This is a genomic window from Peptoniphilus equinus (genome assembly GCF_027921445.1).
GTDB lineage: Bacteria > Bacillota > Clostridia > Tissierellales > Peptoniphilaceae > Peptoniphilus > Peptoniphilus equinus.
Genome location: NZ_CP115667.1, coordinates 47684 through 70841, shown reverse-complemented (window position 1 = coordinate 70841; position 23158 = coordinate 47684). Strand labels below are relative to the sequence as shown.

Here is a 23158-nt window from a genome sequence, read left to right as displayed (position 1 = left end):
TGTACGATTTATCACAACAAAACCACCAGCTGTGCTGGTAGAAAGCTTTAGCTTCAGGCAATAAAAAACCTCCAATGATAAAATAGTTGAGTCATCGGCAACAAACTATCAAGGAGGTATCCAGTATGGGTAGTGTAAGTACTATGTAGTACTCACCAAAATATAGAAGGCAAATACTATATGCAAAAATAAAACAAGCCCTAGAAAAAATATTACGAGAATTATGTGAAAGGAAAGAAATAAAAACAATAGAAGCAGAATGTTGTCCGGACCCTATTCACATGTTAGTAGAAGTATCGCCCAAATATAGCATGTTCCAAATAATGGGATACTTGAAAAGAAAAAGTAGTTTAATACTATTTAATCGACATGCTAACCTAAAATACAAATATGGTAATAGACACTTTTGGTTAGAGGATATTATGTCGATACAGCTTCAAAATCGGTGGTCTCACACCACGAGCCCTCCGCTCAGCAGGGTAAACCAACAGGCAGCAAGTAACAGTGTGAGCTCGATCATGGATTCCATCCGTCAAGCTTTTATCCTTGTTCGTCTCAGTCACTTGATTCCACATTGACCCTTGCCATCTGTAAGCGCGTCCTTGTCGAGGCTCTCCGTCAACCTTTGGTCCGTGAGGATACGAGCGCTTCAATAGCAGTTTTATGGTGTGCCGGAAGATAAATTGAAAAAAGTTTTTAAAATCCTATTGACAGGATCCGACGACCCTGATATTATTCACTTAGTTACTTAAGCAACTAACCACTTAAGGAGAATATTATGTTTAACCCTACAAAACCCATCTTCATTCAAGTGGCAGAGATTATTGAAAATCAAATTCTTGACGGCAGTCTTCAACCTCATGACCAGACGCCGTCGACCAACGAATTCCAACAAATTTATGCCATCAATCCCGCCACGGCACGCAAAGGACTGAATCTGCTCATTGAAGACAACGTCCTGTACAAAAAACGGGGTCTGGGAATGTTTGTCAGCGACGATGCCAAAGCCATCATCGTAAAGAAACGACAAGACATCTTTTTTAACGAGAAAATCCCTGCCCTGCTCAACGAAATGGCTCGTCTCAACATCGCAGTTGAAACGTTCATTGAAAAACTCAGCGAGGTGAATCATGCTTAACGCACAACATATCAACAAATCTTACCAACACGATGTACTCACAGATGTGAATGTCACGCTGAAGCCGGGTACCATTTACGGTCTCTTCGGCCGCAACGGCATCGGTAAGACCACATTGCTTAAAATTTTATCCAATCACATTGTCCACTACCAAGGTGAGGTGCACCTTGACGGTAAGGTGCTCAAAGAAAACGATCCGCTCACATCTCAAGTCTACTTGAGCTTGGACTACACCGATCCGACCTTGGAACATCAAAAACTGAACAATCTCATCAGTTTCGCCGCAGCAAGTTTGCCGCACTTTGACGCCTCCTATCTCGAACAACTGATGGGCACCTTTAATTTGAATCCCAAGGCCAAGTTAAAGTCCCTGTCCAAGGGCACACGCATTCTGTTTTTCACCCTTTTAGGTCTTGCGAGCGGCGCACCGTACACCTTCTTTGACGAACCCACAGCAGGCCTTGATCCGGCGAACAAGGAGCTTCTCTTTAAACAAATTCAAGCCATTCGCGACGACGGTCGGTGTGTGGTCATCGCCACCCACGACATCGGCGAGATGGAACGCCTTGTCGATCACGTCCTCATACTGAACGCCGACGTAGTTTTGGATGCGTCCATGGAAGAGATCGCTGACAAAGCGTTTCGCGTCTTTGGCGATCAGGCTACCCTCGACGCACACCTCGCCGGAAAAAATATTCTGGGTCGCGATACCTTCGGCGGCAAATCCATTGTCTATATTTACGATACCTTGGCACCGACCGCCCAACTGGACATCGCGCCGCTGTCACTCAAAGATCTCTTTATCTACCTAACAGGAGGAAATGCTCATGTTGAATCATAACACCATACTGCACCAACTGCGTACCATCGGTCGCACATTTATCAACTACTGTCTCGGCATCAGTGTGGTGCTCGCTATCATCATCGCCTTTTTGGCTACAGCCAATACCTACGCACCATCCCTCGGCGATGTAACACCGAATGAAATAGCCATTGTACTCTTATGTATTGCAATTGGAGTTTGCGGACTCGCATCGGTCTTTACCGCATTTAGCGCCGCATCCAACAGCATACACCTCTATTATCTAAATGGGATTCACATGGGCCGCTCCCGGAAAAGCCTGCTTCTCGAAAACTTCCTCGTCTATACTGTCGCCGTATTCCTGATGAGCCTCCTCGTTTACCTTTTGATGCTGTTGACGAGGTATATGCCCAATGATATCGTCTTCTATGATTTTATGCTGGCCCACGAACCTTTCGTCGGCTTACTCGCCATCGGACTGTCGGGCAGTGCCCTTGCGATGTTCATCAGCTTTCTGGAATACCGATTCAATATGATAATCAGTCTGGTGATATTTTTCGCACTGCAATTCTTTGCGCCATACTTGCTCGCCATGATCGGCCTTCCTGATATGAACTATGCCGACTTCAGTTTTCTCTCCACCGACATCGCCTATGCCTTGCCGCTGTACCTGATTGTCTATGCCCTTGCCGTCGCACTGCTCGTCAGAAAGGATGTTTAAGCGGCCATGAGACTGGGCAAAATCATACTCAAAGGTCTCGGCATCCTCATCCTGATCGCCATCCTTACCATGATGGGATTTCTGATCTACGCCAACCGCAAGGCGCTTGCGATCGACATGCCCCACACCGCTAAAACAGTGGCGACAATGCAGGAGGAAGGGCAGCACCTAAGTGCTATCGCCGATCACCCTGGCGTCCGTCTTTTCGGTCTCGGCGAGATGACCCACGGCAATCACAGAGCTCAGACCCTTCGTCTGGATATGATTCAGACCTTGGCGGAGCACGGGGTGCGCTATATTTTTCTTGAGACCCCCTATAAAGACGGCTACGCCATTGAGCGCTATATTCAAGGCGATGACACCACCCCGCTAAAGGATATCGTCGACGCCCAAGATTTCTGGCTGTATCATACCGAAGAAATGGTCACGCTGTACCGCTGGATGCGCACCTATAATGATACACACAGCGACAAACTCCACGTTTATGGCGTGGATATGCAGGAATTTGACAGCGCTGCCGCCATCTTGGTACACAAGCTCAAAGCCATGGCCGTGGACACCGGCGCCATTCAATCCGCTCTGGAAAAAGGCGATAAAGCCGCGGCGGTAGAAGCCATGACGTCGGCCCTCACCACTGCTGACGTGACGACGCAAAGCCGTTTCGATTCTACGGATCTCAAGCTGAACCTGGCCGTACTGAAACAATACGTCACCAACGAGACACTGACAGCACAGACACAACCCGGCCAAGTCTATTCCGAAGACGCCTACACCTTCAGAGACAAAAGCATGGCAGAGAACACATTGCTCGTTCTCAGTCACGGACGCGGCCTCATCTTGGCTCACGATATGCACATCGCCAAACTCAGTAACCTCAATCCCACTATGGGTAAGATCCTGACCCAAAGCCTGGGGGACGGCTACTACGCCGTTGGCACCTTCGCAAGAGACCTCCGCTTCTATGCCATGGACGCCTTTATCCACACCGGTTCCCCGAAAGTGTGGCACATTATCGACCACAGTGACATGATGAGCGCCTTTCATGACACCGCACTGAGCGAAGCCTATTATGACTTTGACGCCCTCAGTCACCCCCTCAAGCAGTACTTCAACGCCGTCCATCCCCTTCTCACAGCAGGCGCCACCTACCACACCGTCTTGCGTTTTTTGCCTCAAAGTAACTACATCTCCCTCAACCCTACCGACGCCTTTGACGGTCTGATCCTCTTACAAACTGACACACCCTTTTATTATCTTGACTCAGAAAAGTAAAAACCTCGGACAAGTTCCGAGGTTTTTTGCTGTCATGTCGCTCGTCATACACCCCACCGTCGTCCCTGTCCGCAGACTCAACAGAGGCTACAATCCGCGCCGACCTTTAAACGGTCGCTAACAATGCAAGAAAAACTGAGCACATTAAAAAGCTGCCCACCAAGGCGACGCTTTGGTGGGCAGCTCAAACTATATTTTCTAAGGAACAGGGCGATATCGAGACAACGCATGGCATCACGCTGCTATTTGACTTTCTTTTGAGGCAATTCCAATTTTAATCCAACCGATTTGCCGGCTTTTAATACATAGCTGTGTACATCGTGCTGCACACGATCCCGGATAAAGCGGCCAATCTCGATCACTTTGTCAAGATCAATACCTGTGTCGATATGCATTTGATTCATAAGATTTAAAACATCTTCAGATGATACATTGCCCGCAGCTCCCGGCACGAAAGGACAGCCCCCTAATCCGGCAAAGGATGTATCGAAAGTATCCACGCCGGCTTCCATACCGGCAACAATATTGGCAATGCCTAAACCTCGTGTATTGTGGAAATGCAGTATCCATTTCACCTCAGGGAATTGCGCTTTCATAGCCGTTACGATCTCCTTGACTTGACTTGGATAGGCAAGGCCGGATGCATCGGACAAGGATAGTTCCTTGACGTCTAAATTTAAATAAGCTTGGACAATAGTCTCAATATCGGTTAAAGGAATCTCATCTTCCCACGGTGACCCGAAGGGCATGGATATTGAGCCTGAAACTTCAATGTGATGGTCATGTGCCAAATCGACACATGCCTTGAAACCTGCCACAGACTCTTGCGGCGTCATATTGAGATTGGCGATATTGTGCGCTTTGGATGCCGAGACATTGAGTTTCACCTTTTTGCATCCGCAATCAATGGCACGCTGAACGCCTCTCAGATTGGCAATGAGGGCGCGATATTCCACCCCGTCACGTAATCGAGCCTGTTTATACACCGCATCGGTGTCTGCCATTTGCGGCACAGCCTTGGGGCTCATAAATGAACCGACTTCAATAATAGGGTATCCCGCATCCGTCAGCATGTCCAGAATAGTAATCTTATCTTCTGTAGAAAAAATCTGCTGTTCATTTTGAAATCCGTCACGTAACCCGACTTCACACAAGGTAACCTTATCGATATTCATCATGTGCACTCCTTCCCACAACATGAGCTTCACAATAAGCTTTGGCTGTCTCTAAGCATCGTTTGGCATGAATGCCATAACCGAATCGACTCACCTGCTTAGTATTTGGTAATTCAATAGAATACGGAACGCTCGGCATGGCGTTTAAAATACCTTGGATATCAATGCCACCTTCGCCGACATAATCTCGCTCCTCTCGCATAATGCGAACTAATTCTTCTTCCGACGCCGGAGTTTCCGCCACGGCATCACACAAATGGGCAAAGTGGAACCAGTCTTTTGGAATTTTTTTGAGTGCGTCAATGTGATCCCCTGCACGCTGAAAATGATGCATATCAACCATCAGCCCTGCGTTGGATCGCTGCACCGAGTTTAACACATCGACAGCACCCGCTAAATTTTTTACGCCTGCAATAGGCACATACTCAAGCTCTACTGTCAAATGATATTGCTTCGCCAAATCACAAAGTTTGGCAAACTCTTCGGTGTAATAGGCTTTATCATCTGTCCAAATGCTGCACAAAATATGCTGTCCGCCTAACTCCCTTGCCGTCACCATAGCATTCTCATATTGAAGAATATCCACACCGTCATAAATCCGCGCCAATTCCACGTCCAGTAATTGTAAGCCCGTTTCTTGAAAGATCGCCTTTGTCTCTTTCATCAATTCTTTATTTTTTTGTAAATCGTAATTCGGCTCGCCCGGCAAATTCATATAAATTTGTCTAAAGCTCACATAGTCATAACCACACTTTGCTGCTATCGTGGCTATTTCAACCGGCGAGGTGTTCAGTACCGTGAGCTGTGCCAGCGAAAATTTAAAATCCATCATGACTACCTTTCTTTAGTTGACCTCCCCAGTTTTAAATAGTTCGTTTCGTACGTACTCCTGAGGCATATCTTTATCGAGCCAAATTTTATAAGCTAAAGCCCCTTGCCAAATCATCATATTGATACCGTTGCAGGTTTGACACCCGGCTTCTTTGGCATAGGTCATCAACAACGTCTCTTCCGGCTCATAGACAATATCATAGACAAAGACATGGTTGTTATCGCGCAAAACCGAACTGCCGCTAATAGCACATTTCGTCTCGTTGCCCTTCATCCCCAGCGGCGTGGCATTCACAAGCAACACGGCATCTGCCAAAGCTTTCTTTAGCGCCTCTTCATCGTCCTCTAAAATAGTCACACGACAACTGTCAATGTTATCTTCGATGGTACGCTGCACTTCTTTAGCTAAATCTTTATTAAACTCTTTAATTGCAATCTCGGCAACACCCTCGTAAGCCAGTTGAATGGCTATGGCTCTACCTGCACCGCCCACGCCCATAATGACAACTTTTTTGCCCTTATAGACAATCCCTTTTTCTTCAATGGATGCGACAAAGCCTCTACCGTCCGTATTATAGCCCGTAACTTGTTTCGACACCGGATCGATTTTAATGGTATTGACTGAACCGATGAGCTTGGCATCTTCGGAAATGCTGTCTACATAGTGTAACACTTCCTGTTTGTTAGGATATGTGACATTGGATCCTAACGCGCCCAATACCTTCAGCGCTTCTATCGCATCATGCAGCTTTTCCTGACCGACTTCAAAACAAAGATAGACATAATCTTCGCCTGAAACGTCAAATGCCGAATTATGCATGTGCGGTGATCGAGAATGCTTAATTGGGTTGCCTAGTAACCCAATTAAGCCTGTTGTGCCTTGAATTCTATTTGTCATTACTTACCTCATTGTAACCCTAGTTCTTTTTCCGCCTTATCAATTTCTGAGCGTAACAGATCGACCAATTCACTGCCGATTTGTGATTCCAGTGTGTCCCACACGCCGGCTGATGCGGCCTTCATTTCATTAAACAACGCTTCATTAAACGGTGAGACGGTCGTCCCTGAATCCACAACGATTTGAACCCTGCCGGCAGCACGTTCATCCGTCGCGTTTCTGGCGATGACTTTCGCCTCATCAGCTGCATCATACACACTTTGCTGCAGGTCTTCTGGAAGGTCATCAATGACAGCCGGTGATCCGATCAGCGATAAGGTGTGTAGAATATGATTGGTGTTAATCAAATAATCCTGTTGCTCATAGACTTTGGCAGCTACAATCGTTTCAACCGGATTTTCCTGAGCATCAATAGCTTTTTGTTGCAATCCGATATACACTTCCGACCATGCCATTGGCGTAGGGTTAGACCCGACGTCTTTCCACAGTTGAATATGGTTGGAATTTTCCATGGTTCTGATCTTAATACCCTTTAAATCAGCCAAGCTTTGAATGTCTTGATTCGCAGTCATGACACGAAAACCCTGATCGGCATAGCCCAATAGACGCAAATTTTTCGCTTCGTAATAGCCCTTGAGCTTTTCACTTAACGGACCGTCCAAGACTTTGCGTGCAACATCTAAATTTTTAAAAGCCATCGGTGCATCGAAAATCGCTGCTTCAGGCACAAAGGCGACTTGCGGCGCCGTGGTTTGCACAACAAAGGTGATATTGCCGTTTTGTACAGCTTCTGTAATTTCCGCGTCACTACCTAACTGTGAGTTGGGATATCTGTTAACTTTAATGCGGCCATTGGATTTTTCTTCCAACAGTCTTGCATATTCATTCATAAAAATACCGGTAACTGTATCTTCCTGTGAATCGCAGGCAATATACAATTCATAGACATCCTGTTCGCCTGCGTCCTTTCTTCGCGCTTCACTGCTAAGGCAGCCCGTAAGCAGCATAGAGAAAAGCATTACCATCAAAAGTGATGCGATTCGATTTCGTTTCATAGTTTCCTCCTATAACAGTGCCAAAGATATTTGCGGAATAAAAGTAATCAACAACAGTGCAAATATAAACGCAACGATGAACGGTATTGCTTTTTTCACAATATCCTCAATTTTCACATTTGTTATAGAACTTGCAACAAAGAGGTTGACACCCAGCGGCGGCGTGACAAACCCAATCGCTAAGTTGACTACCATCATAATCCCGAAGTGAATCGGATCCATGCCGAAACTGGTTGCAATTGGCAGCATGATTGGAGTTAAGATCAAAATCGCCGGTGTGGTATCCATAACCATGCCCACAAAAAGCAATACCAGGTTGATGAGAATTAAGACGGCAACTTTAGAACTTACAGCACCTGTAATCAGATTAGCAATGGCTTCAGGCGCCTTCATAAAGGTCAGAATTCTTGCAAACCCTGTTGCAGCTGCTATAATAAAAAGGATGGTGGTGTAGGTTTTAATCGAATCGATTAAAAGCGGCTTCATGTCTTCCAGTTTCAACGTTTTATACACGAACGCCGAAACGATGAGGGAATAAAATACGGAGATAACAGCTGCTTCTGTGGGAGAAGCTATACCGCTATAAATACTGCCAAGAATAATTACCGGTGAAAGCAGAGCCCAGAAACTATCTAAAAAAAGTTTGCCCAGGCCATTGGCGCGAACTTTTTGCTCATATTCCTTGAGTTTAGCTTTGTCTTCACCGTTTTTCTTGCAGTAATACCATGCATAAAGCATCAGACACAAACCGATTAATAAACCCGGTATGATCCCTGCGATAAAAATATTAGCTACTGATACACCGGCACTTTGACCATAGAAAATAAACGGAATAGATGGTGGAATGATAACCCCGAGTCCGCCCGCTACAGCTACCAACGCCGTACAAAAGACCACATCGTAACCTAAATTTACCATGATCGGGATGGTCATCGCTCCAACTGCCGCTGTTGTGGCCGGCCCTGACCCGGATATCGCGCCATAGAAGAGACAGGTGACAATCGTCGCTATCGGTAAACCCGCCGTCTTATCGGCAATAAAGTAGGAAAAGAAATTAAACAACTTTTCACTGATTTTTCCTTTCGCCATGATGTTACCTGATAGAATAAACATCGGCACCGCCAAAATTGGGAATGAGTTGACACCGGATATCATTGCTCGAATGATATATTGCGGATCCGCTGCAAACCACGGGTCAAGTAAATTTGGCAACACACCGAGAAATGCCAAGATCATTCCAATAGGAATAGAGATCACGATCATGACAAAGAATAATAAAAATAATGCGCCTAAACCCATATTATCCTCCTATAGTCCATGTTTTTGAACGACATCTTTTCGTCCAGACCACACTTTATAAAAATTCTGCGAAATTCTTATGAGTGATAAAAACGATCCCACAACCACGGACGCTTGAACCCAAAACATAGGAATCCGCATAGCTGCTGACGTCGTGCCACTTAAATACGTCGTTTTGACTACATCAAATGAGAAAATCAATAAGATGAAGAACAAGACAAAAATAATAATCTTGTCGATATAGAGCAACGCTTTTTGAATGCCTACAGGCATATTGTTTCTGAATTGATCAACTTTGATTGATGATTCATTTTTAATACAGTATGGCACGCCGATAAATGTGGACCATACAAACAGATAACGGACCAATTCTTCAGACCAGCTCAACGATTGATTGAAGACGTAGCGCGCTACAATTTGTATCCCCAATACTGATGTCATGACAATAAGCAAGATTATCAAAATGACTTCTTCAATATTTTTATTTAACCACTTTAACATATTACACCTCGAATCTTTGGGGGCCGATCACGGCCCCTTTATTTTGTCTATGTGTTTAGTTTGTACTCACGTGTGCTGATTTCTCCGCTTCTCCTGAAACGAGGACGCCTGCGACTACATTGTCTTTTGGTGTATAAATATCGTTAATATTCCAAATACCTTCTGTTGGTACCGGGATATTTTCCATTGGGACATCGATTAAATACGGTTCACCTGAATCCAAAGCTTCCTCTAAAATGCCTTTAAATTCGTCGGCATTGCTGACTTTTTTAGCTTTGATGCCGTAAGCTTTAGCGATCTCAGACCATTCCGGATTGTAAGGTTCATTGTCAATTTTGAAGACCGTCCCGAAGGTGTGGTGATAATGAGACCCTTCAAGACCCGCAATCGTGCCGAAGGCGTAATTATTCATAACGACCCAAACCACAGGAATGTTATATTCCTTAGCTGCGGCCAGTACGGAAGGATTGGTCCCGAAACCGCCGTCACCGATGAGTGTAATAACCTGCTTATCAGGTTTTGCTAATTTTGCTCCCAACAAGGCGGCGGAGCCAAAGCCCATGGTCGCAAATCCGCCCGGATGCATAATAGTCTTCGGTTGCGTAATTTCAAATTGCTGACCGACACCATTTTTATTCCAACCAACATCGGTACAAATAATGGCATCTTCCGGAAGTACCTCGCGCACATCCTTTAAAATACGTTGCGGTGTCATCGGATATCTTGAATCATTGGCAATGTCCGCATAGGATTTTTTAAAGCCTTCTTTATACGCTTTAATCTCTTCTTTAAGCGCATCATTCGTCTTGCCTTGTGGACAGATAGCTTTAACCGCCGTAGTAATTTCTTCCAGTGCGGATTTCAAATCTGCCACGGCACCGATATCCAAGCGATAATTTCGTCCAATTTCAACTGGATCAATATCAATTTGGATAAATTTTGTTTTATCCGGATTGAAAGTCACACCTTTATACCAAGAACTGGAGTCAGCTTCAGCAAAGCGTGTACCTAAAGCTAAAATGACATCTGCATTAGCTGTTTTTTTATTGATGAAGTTTGTGCCCCAAAATCCTGTCATGCCCAACATTAACGGATGATTATCAGGCAGTGCGCCTTGCGCCATAAGGGTTCTGGATATAGGGACATCCAGGAATTCAACCAACTCTTTCAACGCTTCCGATGCCTCGGAGACGATGATGCCGCCGCCAATATGAATCAACGGATTTTTAGCTTCAACCAATTTTTTTGCAATCGCTTTCGCCACATCTCTGTTTAGACTTGGTTTAGCGATCTCGGAAATATTGTGATGGGTTCTTTCAAAGAAGAGCGTATCTACTTTTTCAGAGAACATATCCATCGGTACGGAGATAAGTACCGGACCGGGTCTTCCTGATTCCGCTATTTTAAAAGCTCTGTCCAAAATATCCGCGAACAGTTCTTTCTTATCTACTCGAAAAGCACGTTTTACAAAAGGTTCGTAAATTCTGTATTGTGATGCATCGGAATGCATATTGACTTCCTGGTGCGGATGTTTGCCATAGTAATAACTTGGCACATCGCCGGCAATGACAACCATCGGTACCGAATCCGCACTGGCATTGGCAACACCTGTAGTGGCATTGGTTAAGCCGGGTCCGAGATGGGATAATACGACGCTTGCTCGTCCTGTCATTCTAGCATAACCGTCGGCCGCCGTCGCTGCAATTTGTTCGTGTCTGAAGGACAGATAGTGTAATTTGTCACTTTTATTTAACGCATCCAGCATGGCAATAACGGTATGACCGCATAATCCAAAAACATATTTGGTATCACGTCGTTCTAAATAATCAACCAACAATTCAGAAATGAGTTTTTCCATGATCCCTCCTAAATACTTTGTTATAAAAAAATAGCCCATATGTCATGCTATGGGCTATCGATTTTCAACGTTCAATTATCATCCATGACGACCCTGTGACTTATTCCTGTTCCATGCCTTCGACATAGAATTCTTGGAACAAATCTTCAAGTGACGGCATATCTTCCTTGATCGGTCTTGCCAGCCATGTAATGTTCATGTAATGCTTAAGCGCAATGTTTTCCGAGACGATATTGCCGCCCCAAGTCCCACAGCCCATGGAGGAAGTGGCAGGCATACCGTTTGTTGGAGAGCCTGAATTGCCTTTATTGTTAGGTTGACGAATCATAATTCGAGAAACAGGAGCCGCTTCACCTAAGGCATTAATGTGGTCATCATCGAAGGAATAGAGGCCGCATGAATGACCCTTACCGCCAACTTCAAATATGGCTTGCATCATCTCTAATGCATTGCTGAAGTCGCCTTCATATTTAAAGAGTGTGAGCAGTGTCGTTAATTTTTCCGAGGAGAAGAAATGTTCTCTACCAATGCCTTCTTTTCCGCCACCGCTCACCATTAAAAACTTAGCTTCTTCAGGAATTGTAACGTTTGCCGCTTCGCCTAATTTTTGTGGGCTGATGGCTACAGTTTGAGGTAAGCGATGTCCTTCGTCATCCCACATCACACCTTTAATCTTTTCTGCATCCTCATCGCTCAGTAAATAACCACCTTCTGCTTTAAGCGCTTCAACCATTCTGTCATAAACCGACTCGTGAATGACTAAATTCCCATCGCAAGAGCAACCGGATCCAAAGTCGGCTGTCTTTGAAATTCTTGTGTTCATTGCCGCTTCTTTAATTCTTTCGTCAGTGTTGGCCGTATCATCAATAATGACAGTGGCATTGCCTGCGCCGGAACCATAGGCCGGTGTGCCTGAACTGTATGCGGAGTGAACCATAGCTTTGCCGCCGGTTGCGATGACCAGATCAGCAGCTTCCATTAAATATTGTGTCAATGCGATAGAAGGATTTTTAATGCATTGTACGATATCTGCCGGTGCACCGTTCTCTTCCAATGCTTCTCTGATCAGGTCGACACATTTATTGGTGACATTTTTTGCTCTTGGATGTGGCGAACAGATCATAACGTCACGTGCTTTGACGCAATAGATGGCTTGACCGGCAGGTGTCAAACAAGGATTGGTCGTTGGTACCAGAATGGCTAACAGCCCGGCAGGTTTACCATATTTGGTAATGCCTTTTTCTTCATCAACTTCAATAGCGCCTACACTCTTAGCGCGCATACAATCCCGTAAGATCAGCTTCAGTTTGTTTCTCTTGTTTCGTTTAGTAACTTTATCGCCGAGTCCGGTTTCATCGACAGCTTCATCACTCAGTTCCGCCCAAACTTTGCCATTATACAATTTCGCTGCAATCGCTCTACAAAGTTTATCGACTTCCTCTTGTGTGTAGTTCTCAATGACTTTTTGAGCCGCTCTTGCTCTTTTGACCAGCTCATTGAGTTCATCTAATTGTGCTTGCGTAACTTCTTTTGCCATAATTGCCTCCTAAAATGAATCACGTTTTCATTATCGAAAAGACCTTAACTTACTTTAAAGATAGTGTATGTTGTATTTACTAATTTATCATGTTAAAATTCTCTAAAATTAATTTATTTATTAATGTAATTTTTGCCTCTTGGTGTTATGATTATTTTGTAAATATTGATGAATTATCACTTGTTTTATCTATAAGTAAGATTTATGTTTTTATTTATACTTGATTTTTACTTTTATCCACACTTGTACTATTCTATTTTTTGAGGCAATCGTTTTGAACTTTCATTAGACCTTTGGAGGTAAGCGTTGAATATTCAAAATCTGTACTACTTTCAATCTCTCGCAAAACATGAACACTACCAAATAGCAGCCGAAGAACAGATGACCTCACAATCATCGATCAGTTACGCCATCTCTTCCATTGAAAAAGAAATCGGTTTACCTTTGTTTCAAAAATCGGGAAGAAATATTAAACTAACCCATTACGGTTTTATCTTTTTAGACTACGCGAACAATATTATTTCCACTTATGAAGATGCCTTAAATGAAATGAATGAACTTCGGACTTCGATCAACTCATTTACCAAAATAGCAAGTTTGAACTCTTTAAGTTTAGAATTTGTGCCGAACCTGTTGGCAGAGTTTAACAACAGTTTCAAAGAAGATAATGTCAGTTTTGAAGTGTTTCATTTGAGTACGACGGAAATTGTCCAAGAAATGAAAAAAGGAAATATCTTTTTAGCTTTTGCCATGCAAGTATCCGACCCGGAAATATTAGCTTATCCTCTCTTTAAAGAGGAGTTTGTTCTGGTCGCCCCTAAAGGAAAATATGCCATTGACAAGCCGCTTGAGAATCTGGATTTCTTAAAAGATGAAAATTTTGTAAGTTTTAAACCTGAATATTCCATGTATAAAACCATTTCAAAAATATATGAGAGCTATAATTTTAGGCCGTCATTATCCTATTATGCGCCGAATGATCCTGCCTTGGTGAAGTTTGTCGCCGCCGGCTTAGGTGCTGCAATCACACCCTATTCCCCGCTGTTAGATGAAATGAATGTGGATGTCTTTCACTTTAAAAGCCACGTATACCGAACCATCTGTCTGTTATGGTTAAAAGATGCACCGATGACAGCCGTGGATAAGAAACTCAAAAAATATGTACTGGAGCACAGTAATATTATTAAACATCTGAATTTGCCGGAGTCTTGAGATTCGAGTTAGAGGACAAAAAAAGAGTGAGCCCAAGCTCACTCTTCTTCTTTTTATTACTCTATTTCTATTTCATTGATTTTTTATTATCTTCAAACTCCTCATGAATACCGGCTAACACATCCGGCTCTTCAATGAGAACTTTGGCCGTTCTTGCCAAAATTTTAGCTCCAAAACCGATGGCGTCGTGGGCTTCTTTGGATTTACCATAATCCAAAAAGGTTTGGCTGTGGCTGGATGTGCCTTTCGGTACAAAGGCTACCCGCACTTGCACGCCGGGCACTTCATACATGACGTTACTGAAGTCGGATGATCCGGTCTTCTCACGAAACGGTATGATGGCCGGTGCATTGACAGCACGAGCTTGCGCCATGACGAGCTCGTTCAATTTCAAAGACGGAATTTTGTTGTTCAGACGATCACCCCAGTGAATGTCGTAGTCCACGCCGGCCATGAGGGCTGCGCCCTGGATGACGTGTTCCACCCGTGTTTCCACGGAATTGAGATAGTCTCTGGAATAGGATCGCAGGGAATACTTGACTTTCTGATAGTCAGGTACCACGTTGGCCGGTCCCGGGGTGTTTAACACGGTGTAGTGCATTTTCACATCGTCCCGTACGTGTTCCCGTAAAAACTCAATACCGTTAAAGGAGAGCAGCGCCGCATCAAAGGCACTCCGTCCGTCTTCCGGCTTCAGGGCCGCATGGGCGGACTTGCCTTTGAATTCCACTTCCAGGTTGGTAAGGGCGAGGGACTTGATGTCCACCGTGGTGTCCGGCGCGCCGTGCATCATAAGAGCCACGTCAATGTCTTTGAGATAACCTTCCTCGAGCATACGCAGCTTGCCATGGGTCGTTTCTTCCGCTGGCGTGCCGTAGACGGTGATAGTATAGTTGTCCAAGGTGGTGTCGTGAATCAGACTGTCCACAGCAAGAAGAATGGACGGCGACTGCATGTGGTGCCCACAGGCATGGCCCAAGCCTTCCAATGCGTCGTATTCCACCAAAAATCCGATATTGGGACCGCCTTGGCCTTGATGGTACACGCCTTTAAAAGCGGTGTCCAGTCCGGCTAGCGGCATGGTCACCTCAAATCCCAGTCCTTTTAACGTGTCGGTGATGGTGGCGGCGGCATGGTATTCGACATTGCCCAACTCCGGATGATCGAAAAAATCGTCGGCGATGGCTGTGTAGGTTGAGAGCTGTGTGTCAATATAGTTTTCCAGTGTCATACGCCCCTCCCTTATACGTGGTTAAAGACCGGTGCCAACACAATGAAGATGGCGGAGAGAACGTACCAGATGACAAAGAGTTTCCAGAAGAAAGAAATCCACTTTTCATAAGGAATGTTCGCTGCCCCGAGAATACCCATGAGGGCGGAAGAGGTTGGCACCATGTAGTTTCCAAATCCATCACCGAAACAGAAGGCTGTGATGACCGCTTGTCGCGACATACCGATGGCGTCGGCCACAGGCAGAAACACCGGCATAACGACAGCTGCCTGTCCGGATCCGGAGGTTAAGACTAAGTTGATAAGATAATTGGTGGTAAGCATGCTCAACCCTTGAATTTGTTTCGGCAACAAGGTAACCACATTTGTCATCGCATGGACAGTGGTATCGATAATCATACCGGCTTCCATAATGTCGCCAATGGAACGGGCAATCCCGATGATGAGCACAGCGCCCATCATTTTTTTGACACCGTCGGTGAAGTCTTTGGCGATGGCGGACGGACCGGAGCCTGCAAGGAAGCCTTCCACAATGGCCAGCACCAGAAATGCCGAAGCGATTTCACGCATATCCCAATCCAATTTGGCGCCACCGTAGACGATGAGTGCCATCGTGGCGAAGAGCACGATGATGATAAGTGCTTTACGTGGCGTGAAAGCACCGAAGTCGTCCAAGGACTTGCCTTCGAAGACGTTGAGTTTCTTGTCAATCTCATAGACCGGACTGAGCGTCGGATCCTTTTTAATTTTAAACGCATAGCGCATGAGGTACACATTCGACGCCACTAGAAATACGACAAAGGCGGCAAAACGATAGCCCAGACCGGAAAACGCCGGAAGGCCTGCGATACTTTGGCTGAGCAGTGTGGTCGACGGTTGGAACATCCCGGTGGAAAAACCAACTGCCCCGCCGAGAATGATAATGGATGCCCCGACCAGAGAATCCAAGCCCAGAGAGTAAGCGATAAGGACGGTGATCGGTGTGAACGCGATGAAGGTGTTTACCCCGATGGTGGTACAGAGCGCCCCGAAGATTAACGTTAAAAACGGAATAACCCAAATCCCCTTGTCTTTGGCACGGCTTACAATATTCGATACCATGGCTTGAAACGCGCCAGAATTGGTGATGATGTAGAACGCCGCTCCGGAGAACATGATCATCAGGAGCAGATCCATGTTGCTGATGAATGCTTCACTGATCAGTACCGGCAGCATCCACGGTTTGACGGCGTGAGATTCTATGTATTGAAAGGATGCCGGATCGATAAATTTCTTGCCGTCAATTTCGATGCGGGTGTATTCCCCGGACGGAATAATGTAGGTGAGGGCCCAGACGATGAGCACCATCGCCATCAGGATAACCAGAGAATGAGGCACTTTAAAGCCTTTAAGTCCCTTAGGTTTTGATGCAGATGTTGACTTGTTCATAATGACCTCCTTGAAATAAAATATTAATCATATTTTATCAAGGGGCTATACTGAAGCACACTTTCTATTGTATATACTAACTATCACTAAAAGTTATGCCTTAAGGGACGAGGCCACATTTTCCATAATAGTCCGAAAGAAAGGTGAGGCCGCAGAGCTCTTGTACGAGACCGCCACCAACTCCAAGTGTTCCAAATTGGCATGCTCTACAAAGAAGTACACCACATCATCCGACGCTTTCATGTCGACATAACTTTCTCTTGTAAAACCCACCCCCATATTCCGACTCACCAGGCTCATGGCCGTGGCAATCGACCGAATTTCCAAAATGTCTTGAGGCACAAAGTTCTGTGCTCTAAAAATACGGTCCAAATCCTGACGCAAACTCTGCTCGCCATGGGGGAGAATAAAAAATTCCTTGGCAAGAATCTTGAGATTGAGCACGTTTTGTTCAGGGTCGATGACGCCGGAAGTAATGAGCCGGTGCTCTTTCGAGAGCGCCACCAACAGTCCCTCCTTTTTGATCGGTATATAGTTCCACGTAGGCATGCGTCTGGAAATGGAGGTGATAATAAAATCGACGGCATTGGATTCCAACAGAGTAAAGAGCTGCTTAGTATTAGATTCTTCAAAAACTAAGGTGAAGTTAGGATAATTCTCATGAAAATAGTGTAAAATCTTTGGAATAATCTCCGGACTGCGGCGCGTCTGCACTCCGATGCGAAAGCGCCCGGATTCATTTTTCACAATGGCACTCTTCTCCAAATTAAAGGCTTCCTGAAGTTTAATCATCTGCGCCGCGGTGTTAATGTAGCGCTCGCCTAAGTATGTGGGAATGAAGAGACCGTTTTGTCGATAAAACAACGGTCCGCCCAAATTGAGCTCCAACTTTGAGAGAAAATTACTCAGGGCCGGCTGCGTGATATAAAGCCTGCGAGCCGCTTCAGACAAGGTGCCGCACTCGGCAATCTGACAAATATAGATCTGTTCTTTTAAATACATAGCTCACCTCGGTTCTTAGTTTACTGGAAATTGAGAAAACTATCCACAATATTTGTGATGTTGTGCCCCTATGTGGATAAAAAAAGACTTGCATTTTTCTGAATATTTGATATTCTATAACAATAGCAGGGAGGATTAGCTCAGTTGGCTAGAGTGCTACGTTGACATCGTAGAGGTCACTGGTTCAAGCCCAGTATTCTCCACCATACTCCAAGACGGCTAAAGGCGTATCACTTGTCCTTTAGCCGTCTTTTTATTTCTATTTTCGTGCAGGCGGCTTTAGTGTATTGGCACGCCCTACACTATGGAACCGAAACCAAGAGCCCGCATCAGGGCTCTTTTTATGCTTCAGCGTCCAACACGACCGCGGCTACGCGTGATGGGCTCACCCCATCGCTACCGTATATTTTATACCTGCACATAAAAAAGTAGGCTGCAAAGCCTACTTTTATTCTTAGCTATCTCAATGTCTGAAATGCCGCATGTGGGTAAAGACCAAAACCATCCCTGCTTCATCCGCCGCTGCGATGACTTTGTCATCGTGAATGGATCCGCCGGGTGAGATGGCGGCATGAACACCGTAGGCGCTTAACAGATCGATGGTATCGTCAAAGAAAAAGCCGTCCGAAGCCAGCACCACACCTTCCAAATCCCGAGTGCGATCCAAGACCTCTTCCACCGCCCATGCTCTCTTCGTCTGCCCTTGACCGATGGCATAGGTAGCCTTATCCTTGGCGAGAACCACGCCGTTAGAGGCTGCAAACTTCACGGCCTTAAAGGCGAATTTCAAGTTTTCCAACTCTTCTTCCGTCGGTTGGGCTTTGCTTACCACGTGAAGTTCGTCGTAATCTTCGGTGTCGCAGTCCTGAACCAGCACGCCGTTTAAGGTTTGTTTAAACTGCTTCGGCAACTGAAACTCACGGATATTTTTGATGGCAATCAGACGAAGATTTTTCTTTTTAGAGAGCAATGCAAAAGCATCCTCATCAAAGCCTTCCGCCATAATAACTTCCAGAAAAATCTTGTTCATTTCCTCAGCGGTGCGTAAATCCACAACGCCGTTTAAAGCGATGATGCCGCCAAAGATGGATTCGGTGTCACATTCGTAAGCTTTGATATACGCTTCTGTCAGATTGTCGCCGCTGCCGATGCCGCAAGGATTGGTATGCTTCACTGCGACAACGGTAGGCTCCTCAAAAGCTTTTACAGCTTTCACCGCGGCATAGAGATCATTGTAGTTGTTATACGAGAGCTGTTTTCCATGGAGAATAGCCATCGGCGCGATGACACGTCCTTGATAAAACGCCGCCTTTTGATGCGGATTCTCACCGTAGCGCAGTGTATCACTGAAGGTGAAGTCCCATGCACTGTCCATATCCGATGCGCCGCCCGTCATTCGGGCAAAGTAGGCATCAATAGCCTTGTCATACCTGGCCGTCGTGGCAAAAGCTTTGTGCGCCAAGTAGGCACGATAGGTCTCATCCTCATCGTCCAAATGATCCAACACCGCATCGTAGTCTGCAGGGTCGGTGACAATATACACATCTTTGTAGTTTTTCGCCGCAGCACGAATCATGGACGGTCCGCCAATGTCGATCATCTCAATAATCTCACTGTGATCCGTGGTACGCGCTACCGTCTGTTCAAAAGGATAGAGATTGTTCACCACCATGTCGATGGATGCAATCCCTTCGTCACTCACGGTTTGTTGATCCTCCGGGTTATCTCTTCGATGTAAAATGCCGCCGTGAATCTTAGGATGAAGCGTCTTCACCCGCCCGCCGAGGATTTCCCTTTGTCCGGTGACCGACTCCACCGTCGTCACGTTGCACCCCGCCTCTTGCAGTGCGGTGTACGTTCCGCCTGTAGAGATAAGTTCAAAGCCTCGTGCTTCCAAAGCCTTGGCAAAATCTACAATACCGGTCTTGTCATAAACTGAAAGTAATGCTCTCATTGTCCAATATCCTTTCTGTAGGTCATATGCTCAAAGTGAATCTTGGCCACGTCCCTATAGGCCGCTTGGGTCGCTTCATCTTTGGTTTTACCTTCACCGATGACCATGAGGACACGACCGCCATTGGTGAGGATGTGATCGCCTTCCGCTTTGGTGCCGCAGTGAATCACGTTGTCCACATCGTCCAATCCCGTGATTTCAAAGCCCTTCTCATAGCTTCCGGGATAGCCGCCGGAGCAAAGCATCACGCCGGTGTAATACTTGTCGTCATAGGTAAAATCCGCCGCCGTTAACGTCCCTTCGATGGCTTTTTCCATCAACTCGCTGATATTGGAAGTGAGCTTTTCCATGATGACTTCCGTTTCCGGATCGCCGAAACGGACATTAAACTCCAACACGTATGGCTTATCGGTAATCATAAAGCCGACAAATAAAATGCCGGTATAGTCAAAGCCGTCGGCGTCAAGGCCGGCTTCAATGCGTCGCAATATCGCGTCAATATCAGCTTTCAGCTCGGCGTTCAGATCGTCCAGAGGAATGATGTTGCCCACGCCGCCGGTGTTAGGACCGGTGTCGCCGTCGCCGATTTTTTTGTAGTCCCGTGTGGATTCAAAGGCAAAAAGACGGTTGTGGGAAGCCATGCACACCACGGAAATTTCCCGCCCGTCCAAAAATGTTTCCAAAACGACGCGGTCACTATTCATGGTGTTGTCTACAAAAATAGCACGAAGCGCCGCTGTGGCTTCATCTTTCGTATGCGCGATGGTCACCCCTTTGCCAAGACACAGTCCGTCGGCTTTTACCACCAGCGGGTACGAGAACCCATCGAGGCCTGCCACGGCACTGTCATAATCGAAATATGTGGCATAAGCTGCCGTCGGAATGCGGTGTTTTTCCAAAAACGCCTTAGTAAAGTCCTTGCTCCCTTCAAACTGAGCTTCCTTCTTTCGAGGGCCGAAGATGCGCAGACCCTTGGCTTCAAACGCATCGACAATACCGCTGCAAAGAGGGTTCTCCGGTCCCACAATTGTCAGATCCATCCCTTCCGTCTCAGCAAAGTCCAACAATCCCTTCACATCGTCCGGATCGATAGCCACGTTGGTCGCAAAAGCTGCCGTGCCGCCGTTTCCCTTGGCACCGTACACTTCGTGTCCTTCCTCGTGGAGTTTTTTCATCAAACTGTATTCACGGCCGCCGCCGCCAATGACTAATACTTTCAACGTTCTCCTCCCAAAATGGTCTCAAGGGTCTCGACTATGGTGGCGTGTTCCACCTCAAGCACCCTGCTTGCCAGCGTCTCTACCGTGTCGCCTGCCTCTACCGGAACCGGACGCTGCATAATGATCGGACCGGTGTCCGCCCCCTCATCGACAAAGTGTGTGGTCACGCCGGTGACTTTACACCCTCGTGCCAGTACCGCCTCATGGACATGACTGCCATACATCCCCTTCCCGCAAAAAGCCGGAATCAGCGACGGATGAATGTTCACAATCCGGTTGGCATACCGGCCCACAATCTCCTTCGGTAAAATTTTCAAATATCCCAATAGGGCAATATACTCAATATCATGGGCCTGAAGTGCCGCTGCAATCTCCGACGGGTCGTTACTCACAAGCGTCGCTTCCGGCGCCGCATCCAAGGCGGGACAGACGTGATCCGCAATCACCAAAGGCACACGCGCGGGAATGCGCCCGTCTGCAATACCCTTTAGGACCGCACGAAAATTGGAGCCTCGTCCGGAGACAAAGACAGCTAAATTATAAACGGATGTCAAGGGCATCACCTTGTATCGTGCCGATCTCAAAGGCTTTATACGCTGTGAAATGAGCCTTGACCGCATCCACGTCCTCTTTAGCTACCACAAGCACCATCCCGATACCCATATTAAAGGCGCTGAACATATCCTTATCACTGACATCGCCGAGCTCCTGAAGGCGACGGAACAACTGCGGCCGCACATACTCCGTAAGATCAATGCACGCACCGTGTCCGTTCAGTGCCCGAGGTACATTTTCATAGAGCCCGCCGCCGGTAATATTGGCAATAGCTTTGACCTGCACGCTGTCCAAGAGTGACAGCACGTCTTTGACATAAATTCGCGTCGGCGTCAACACCGCCTCTTTCACCGTCTGTCCCGGCAAGAACATATCGCCGACAGTTAAGTGGTTATGCTCAAGAATTTTTCGCACAAGAGAGAAGCCGTTGGAATGCAGACCGCTGGATTCCAATGCAAGAATCACATCCCCATCCTGTAAATCCCGTCCGTCAATAATCTTCTCCCGTTCTACCACGCCGACGACAAACCCGGCCAAGTCATAATCCTCCGTACCGTACATATCCGGCATCTCTGCCGTCTCACCGCCGATAAGGGCCGCGCCTGAGAGCTCACATCCCTTAGCAATACCCTCGACAATGGTGCTCATCTTGTGAGGATCCAAGTGGCCTGTGGCAATATAGTCCAGGAAAAAGAGCGGCGCCGCACCTTGGCAGATGACATCATTGACACACATCGCCACCAGATCAATCCCTACCGTGTTGTGGCAATCCGCCTGTTGTGCCAACATGAGCTTCGTTCCGACACCGTCGGAGCCGCTCACTAACACCGGATGCTTATACTTGTCCGTATCCAGATTGAACATGGCGCCAAAACCGCCCACTCCGGAAAGCACATCTTTCGAGTACGTCGCTTCACACAGCGTTTTAATGAGAGAAACCTCTTCATAGCCACGCTCTACATCCACACCTGCATCTGAATATCTCATTATTTCACCGAATCTTTCTCTTGTTGGATTTTAAAGGCAACGAGTTTGTCTTTCAGTTCCGTATCGGTCAGTGCGAGCATTTGCACCGCCAAGATCCCGGCGTTTTCACCGCCATCAATGGCCACAGTGGCCACCGGCACGCCTTTAGGCATCTGCACCGTGGAGAGGAGAGAATCCAATCCGTCCATGGTGGAACTCTTTGCCGGAATACCTATGACCGGCTGAATGGTAAGCCCTGCAATCACGCCGGCCAAATGAGCCGCTTTACCTGCAATGGCGATAAAGATATCGGCCCCGCAGCTCTCTACATACTCCATGAGCACACGATGGGCACGATGCGCTGAAATGACCCGCACCTCATAGTCCACACCGAACTCATCTAACTTTCCTGTAACTTTGTCTGCAATTTTTTCGTCGGAACTGCTTCCCATAATAATGGCAACTTTCATTTTGACCTCTTTTCTCAACACGTCCTAAAAAGAA

General features: G+C 46.4%; 21 protein-coding genes, 1 tRNA gene and 1 pseudogene. 7 read left to right on the top strand and 16 right to left on the bottom strand.

What is annotated here, in order from left to right; translation table 11 throughout:
• Window positions 1-133: 133 nt before the first annotated feature.
• From tnpA to O6R05_RS00330, 5 genes and pseudogenes are all read left to right on the top strand, one after another.
• A pseudogene (gene tnpA, locus O6R05_RS00350) lies at window positions 134-502 on the top strand (IS200/IS605 family transposase); the annotation flags it as partial.
• A gap of 276 nt (window positions 503-778) precedes the next feature.
• On the top strand, window positions 779-1138 hold the full coding sequence (locus tag O6R05_RS00345; RefSeq protein WP_271191581.1) for a GntR family transcriptional regulator: 360 nt from the start codon (window positions 779-781) through the stop codon (window positions 1136-1138).
• A complete protein-coding gene (locus tag O6R05_RS00340) occupies window positions 1131-1979 on the top strand; it encodes an ATP-binding cassette domain-containing protein (RefSeq protein WP_271191580.1) in 849 nt (282 codons plus the stop codon). The genes O6R05_RS00345 and O6R05_RS00340 overlap by 8 nt, the downstream gene beginning before the upstream one ends.
• On the top strand, window positions 1966-2661 hold the full coding sequence (locus tag O6R05_RS00335) for a hypothetical protein (protein ID WP_271191579.1): 696 nt from the start codon (window positions 1966-1968) through the stop codon (window positions 2659-2661). The genes O6R05_RS00340 and O6R05_RS00335 overlap by 14 nt, the downstream gene beginning before the upstream one ends.
• 6 nt (window positions 2662-2667) lie before the next feature.
• Window positions 2668-3933: an erythromycin esterase family protein gene (locus O6R05_RS00330; RefSeq protein WP_271191578.1), complete on the top strand. Its 1266-nt coding sequence runs from the start codon at window positions 2668-2670 to the stop codon at window positions 3931-3933.
• A gap of 242 nt (window positions 3934-4175) precedes the next feature.
• Here the strand turns inward: O6R05_RS00330 and O6R05_RS00325 are convergent, their stop codons facing one another.
• The 8 genes from O6R05_RS00325 to O6R05_RS00290 form a co-directional block, all read right to left on the bottom strand.
• Window positions 4176-5111, bottom strand: coding sequence for a hydroxymethylglutaryl-CoA lyase (locus O6R05_RS00325; RefSeq protein WP_271191577.1), 936 nt, complete (start codon window positions 5109-5111; stop codon window positions 4176-4178).
• Entirely contained in the window at window positions 5095-5940 is an 846-nt protein-coding gene (locus O6R05_RS00320) for a sugar phosphate isomerase/epimerase family protein (protein ID WP_271191576.1), read from the bottom strand. Before O6R05_RS00320 ends, O6R05_RS00325 begins: the two co-directional genes overlap by 17 nt.
• Window positions 5941-5952: 12 nt before the next feature.
• Complete coding sequence (aroE, locus tag O6R05_RS00315; protein ID WP_271191575.1) at window positions 5953-6837, bottom strand: shikimate dehydrogenase; 885 nt, start codon at window positions 6835-6837, stop codon at window positions 5953-5955.
• 8 nt (window positions 6838-6845) lie between these two features.
• Window positions 6846-7892, bottom strand: a complete 1047-nt coding sequence (locus O6R05_RS00310; protein ID WP_271191574.1) for a TRAP transporter substrate-binding protein — start codon at window positions 7890-7892, stop codon at window positions 6846-6848.
• Between the two features lie 9 nt (window positions 7893-7901).
• Window positions 7902-9191, bottom strand: coding sequence for a TRAP transporter large permease (locus tag O6R05_RS00305; protein WP_271191573.1), 1290 nt, complete (start codon window positions 9189-9191; stop codon window positions 7902-7904).
• 9 nt (window positions 9192-9200) lie between these two features.
• Window positions 9201-9692 carry a TRAP transporter small permease gene (locus O6R05_RS00300; RefSeq protein WP_271191572.1) on the bottom strand — a complete coding sequence of 164 codons (492 nt, stop codon included), beginning with the start codon at window positions 9690-9692 and terminating at the stop codon, window positions 9201-9203.
• Window positions 9693-9747: 55 nt separating this feature from the next.
• Window positions 9748-11550, bottom strand: coding sequence for a thiamine pyrophosphate-binding protein (locus O6R05_RS00295; RefSeq protein WP_271191571.1), 1803 nt, complete (start codon window positions 11548-11550; stop codon window positions 9748-9750).
• A 100-nt stretch (window positions 11551-11650) separates the two neighbouring features.
• Window positions 11651-13087, bottom strand: coding sequence for an aldehyde dehydrogenase family protein (locus tag O6R05_RS00290; RefSeq protein ID WP_271191570.1), 1437 nt, complete (start codon window positions 13085-13087; stop codon window positions 11651-11653).
• A 306-nt stretch (window positions 13088-13393) separates the two neighbouring features.
• Between O6R05_RS00290 and O6R05_RS00285 the strand changes: the two genes are divergently transcribed.
• The gene (locus O6R05_RS00285; protein WP_271191569.1) at window positions 13394-14299 is read left to right on the top strand and encodes a LysR substrate-binding domain-containing protein; all 906 of its coding nucleotides are present in this window, start codon (window positions 13394-13396) and stop codon (window positions 14297-14299) included.
• Between the two features lie 67 nt (window positions 14300-14366).
• Here O6R05_RS00285 and O6R05_RS00280 read toward each other — a convergent pair whose 3' ends face one another.
• From O6R05_RS00280 to O6R05_RS00270, 3 genes are all read right to left on the bottom strand, one after another.
• Entirely contained in the window at window positions 14367-15530 is a 1164-nt protein-coding gene (locus O6R05_RS00280) for a M20 family metallopeptidase (protein WP_271191568.1), read from the bottom strand.
• A gap of 11 nt (window positions 15531-15541) precedes the next feature.
• Window positions 15542-16957 (bottom strand): YfcC family protein, encoded by a 1416-nt coding sequence (locus O6R05_RS00275; protein WP_271191567.1) that lies wholly within the window; start codon window positions 16955-16957, stop codon window positions 15542-15544.
• Between the two features lie 93 nt (window positions 16958-17050).
• A complete protein-coding gene (locus tag O6R05_RS00270; RefSeq protein WP_271191566.1) occupies window positions 17051-17959 on the bottom strand; it encodes a LysR family transcriptional regulator in 909 nt (302 codons plus the stop codon).
• Window positions 17960-18088: 129 nt separating this feature from the next.
• On the opposite strand from O6R05_RS00270, the gene O6R05_RS00265 reads away from it, so the two are divergent.
• Window positions 18089-18165: transfer RNA gene (locus O6R05_RS00265), tRNA-Val, on the top strand.
• Window positions 18166-18422: 257 nt separating this feature from the next.
• On the opposite strand, the gene purH is transcribed toward O6R05_RS00265, so the two are convergent.
• The 5 genes from purH to purE are packed head-to-tail and all read right to left on the bottom strand — an operon-like array spanning window position 18423 to window position 23124.
• The gene (gene purH / locus O6R05_RS00260; protein WP_271191565.1) at window positions 18423-19913 is read right to left on the bottom strand and encodes a bifunctional phosphoribosylaminoimidazolecarboxamide formyltransferase/IMP cyclohydrolase; all 1491 of its coding nucleotides are present in this window, start codon (window positions 19911-19913) and stop codon (window positions 18423-18425) included.
• Window positions 19910-21133, bottom strand: coding sequence for a phosphoribosylamine--glycine ligase (purD, locus tag O6R05_RS00255; protein ID WP_271191564.1), 1224 nt, complete (start codon window positions 21131-21133; stop codon window positions 19910-19912). The genes purH and purD overlap by 4 nt, the downstream gene beginning before the upstream one ends.
• Entirely contained in the window at window positions 21130-21687 is a 558-nt protein-coding gene (purN, locus tag O6R05_RS00250; protein ID WP_271191563.1) for a phosphoribosylglycinamide formyltransferase, read from the bottom strand. Before purN ends, purD begins: the two co-directional genes overlap by 4 nt.
• Window positions 21671-22675 (bottom strand): phosphoribosylformylglycinamidine cyclo-ligase, encoded by a 1005-nt coding sequence (gene purM / locus O6R05_RS00245; protein WP_271191562.1) that lies wholly within the window; start codon window positions 22673-22675, stop codon window positions 21671-21673. Before purM ends, purN begins: the two co-directional genes overlap by 17 nt.
• Window positions 22675-23124, bottom strand: coding sequence for a 5-(carboxyamino)imidazole ribonucleotide mutase (gene purE / locus O6R05_RS00240; RefSeq protein WP_271191561.1), 450 nt, complete (start codon window positions 23122-23124; stop codon window positions 22675-22677). The genes purM and purE overlap by 1 nt, the downstream gene beginning before the upstream one ends.
• Between the last annotated feature and the right edge of the window lie 34 nt (window positions 23125-23158).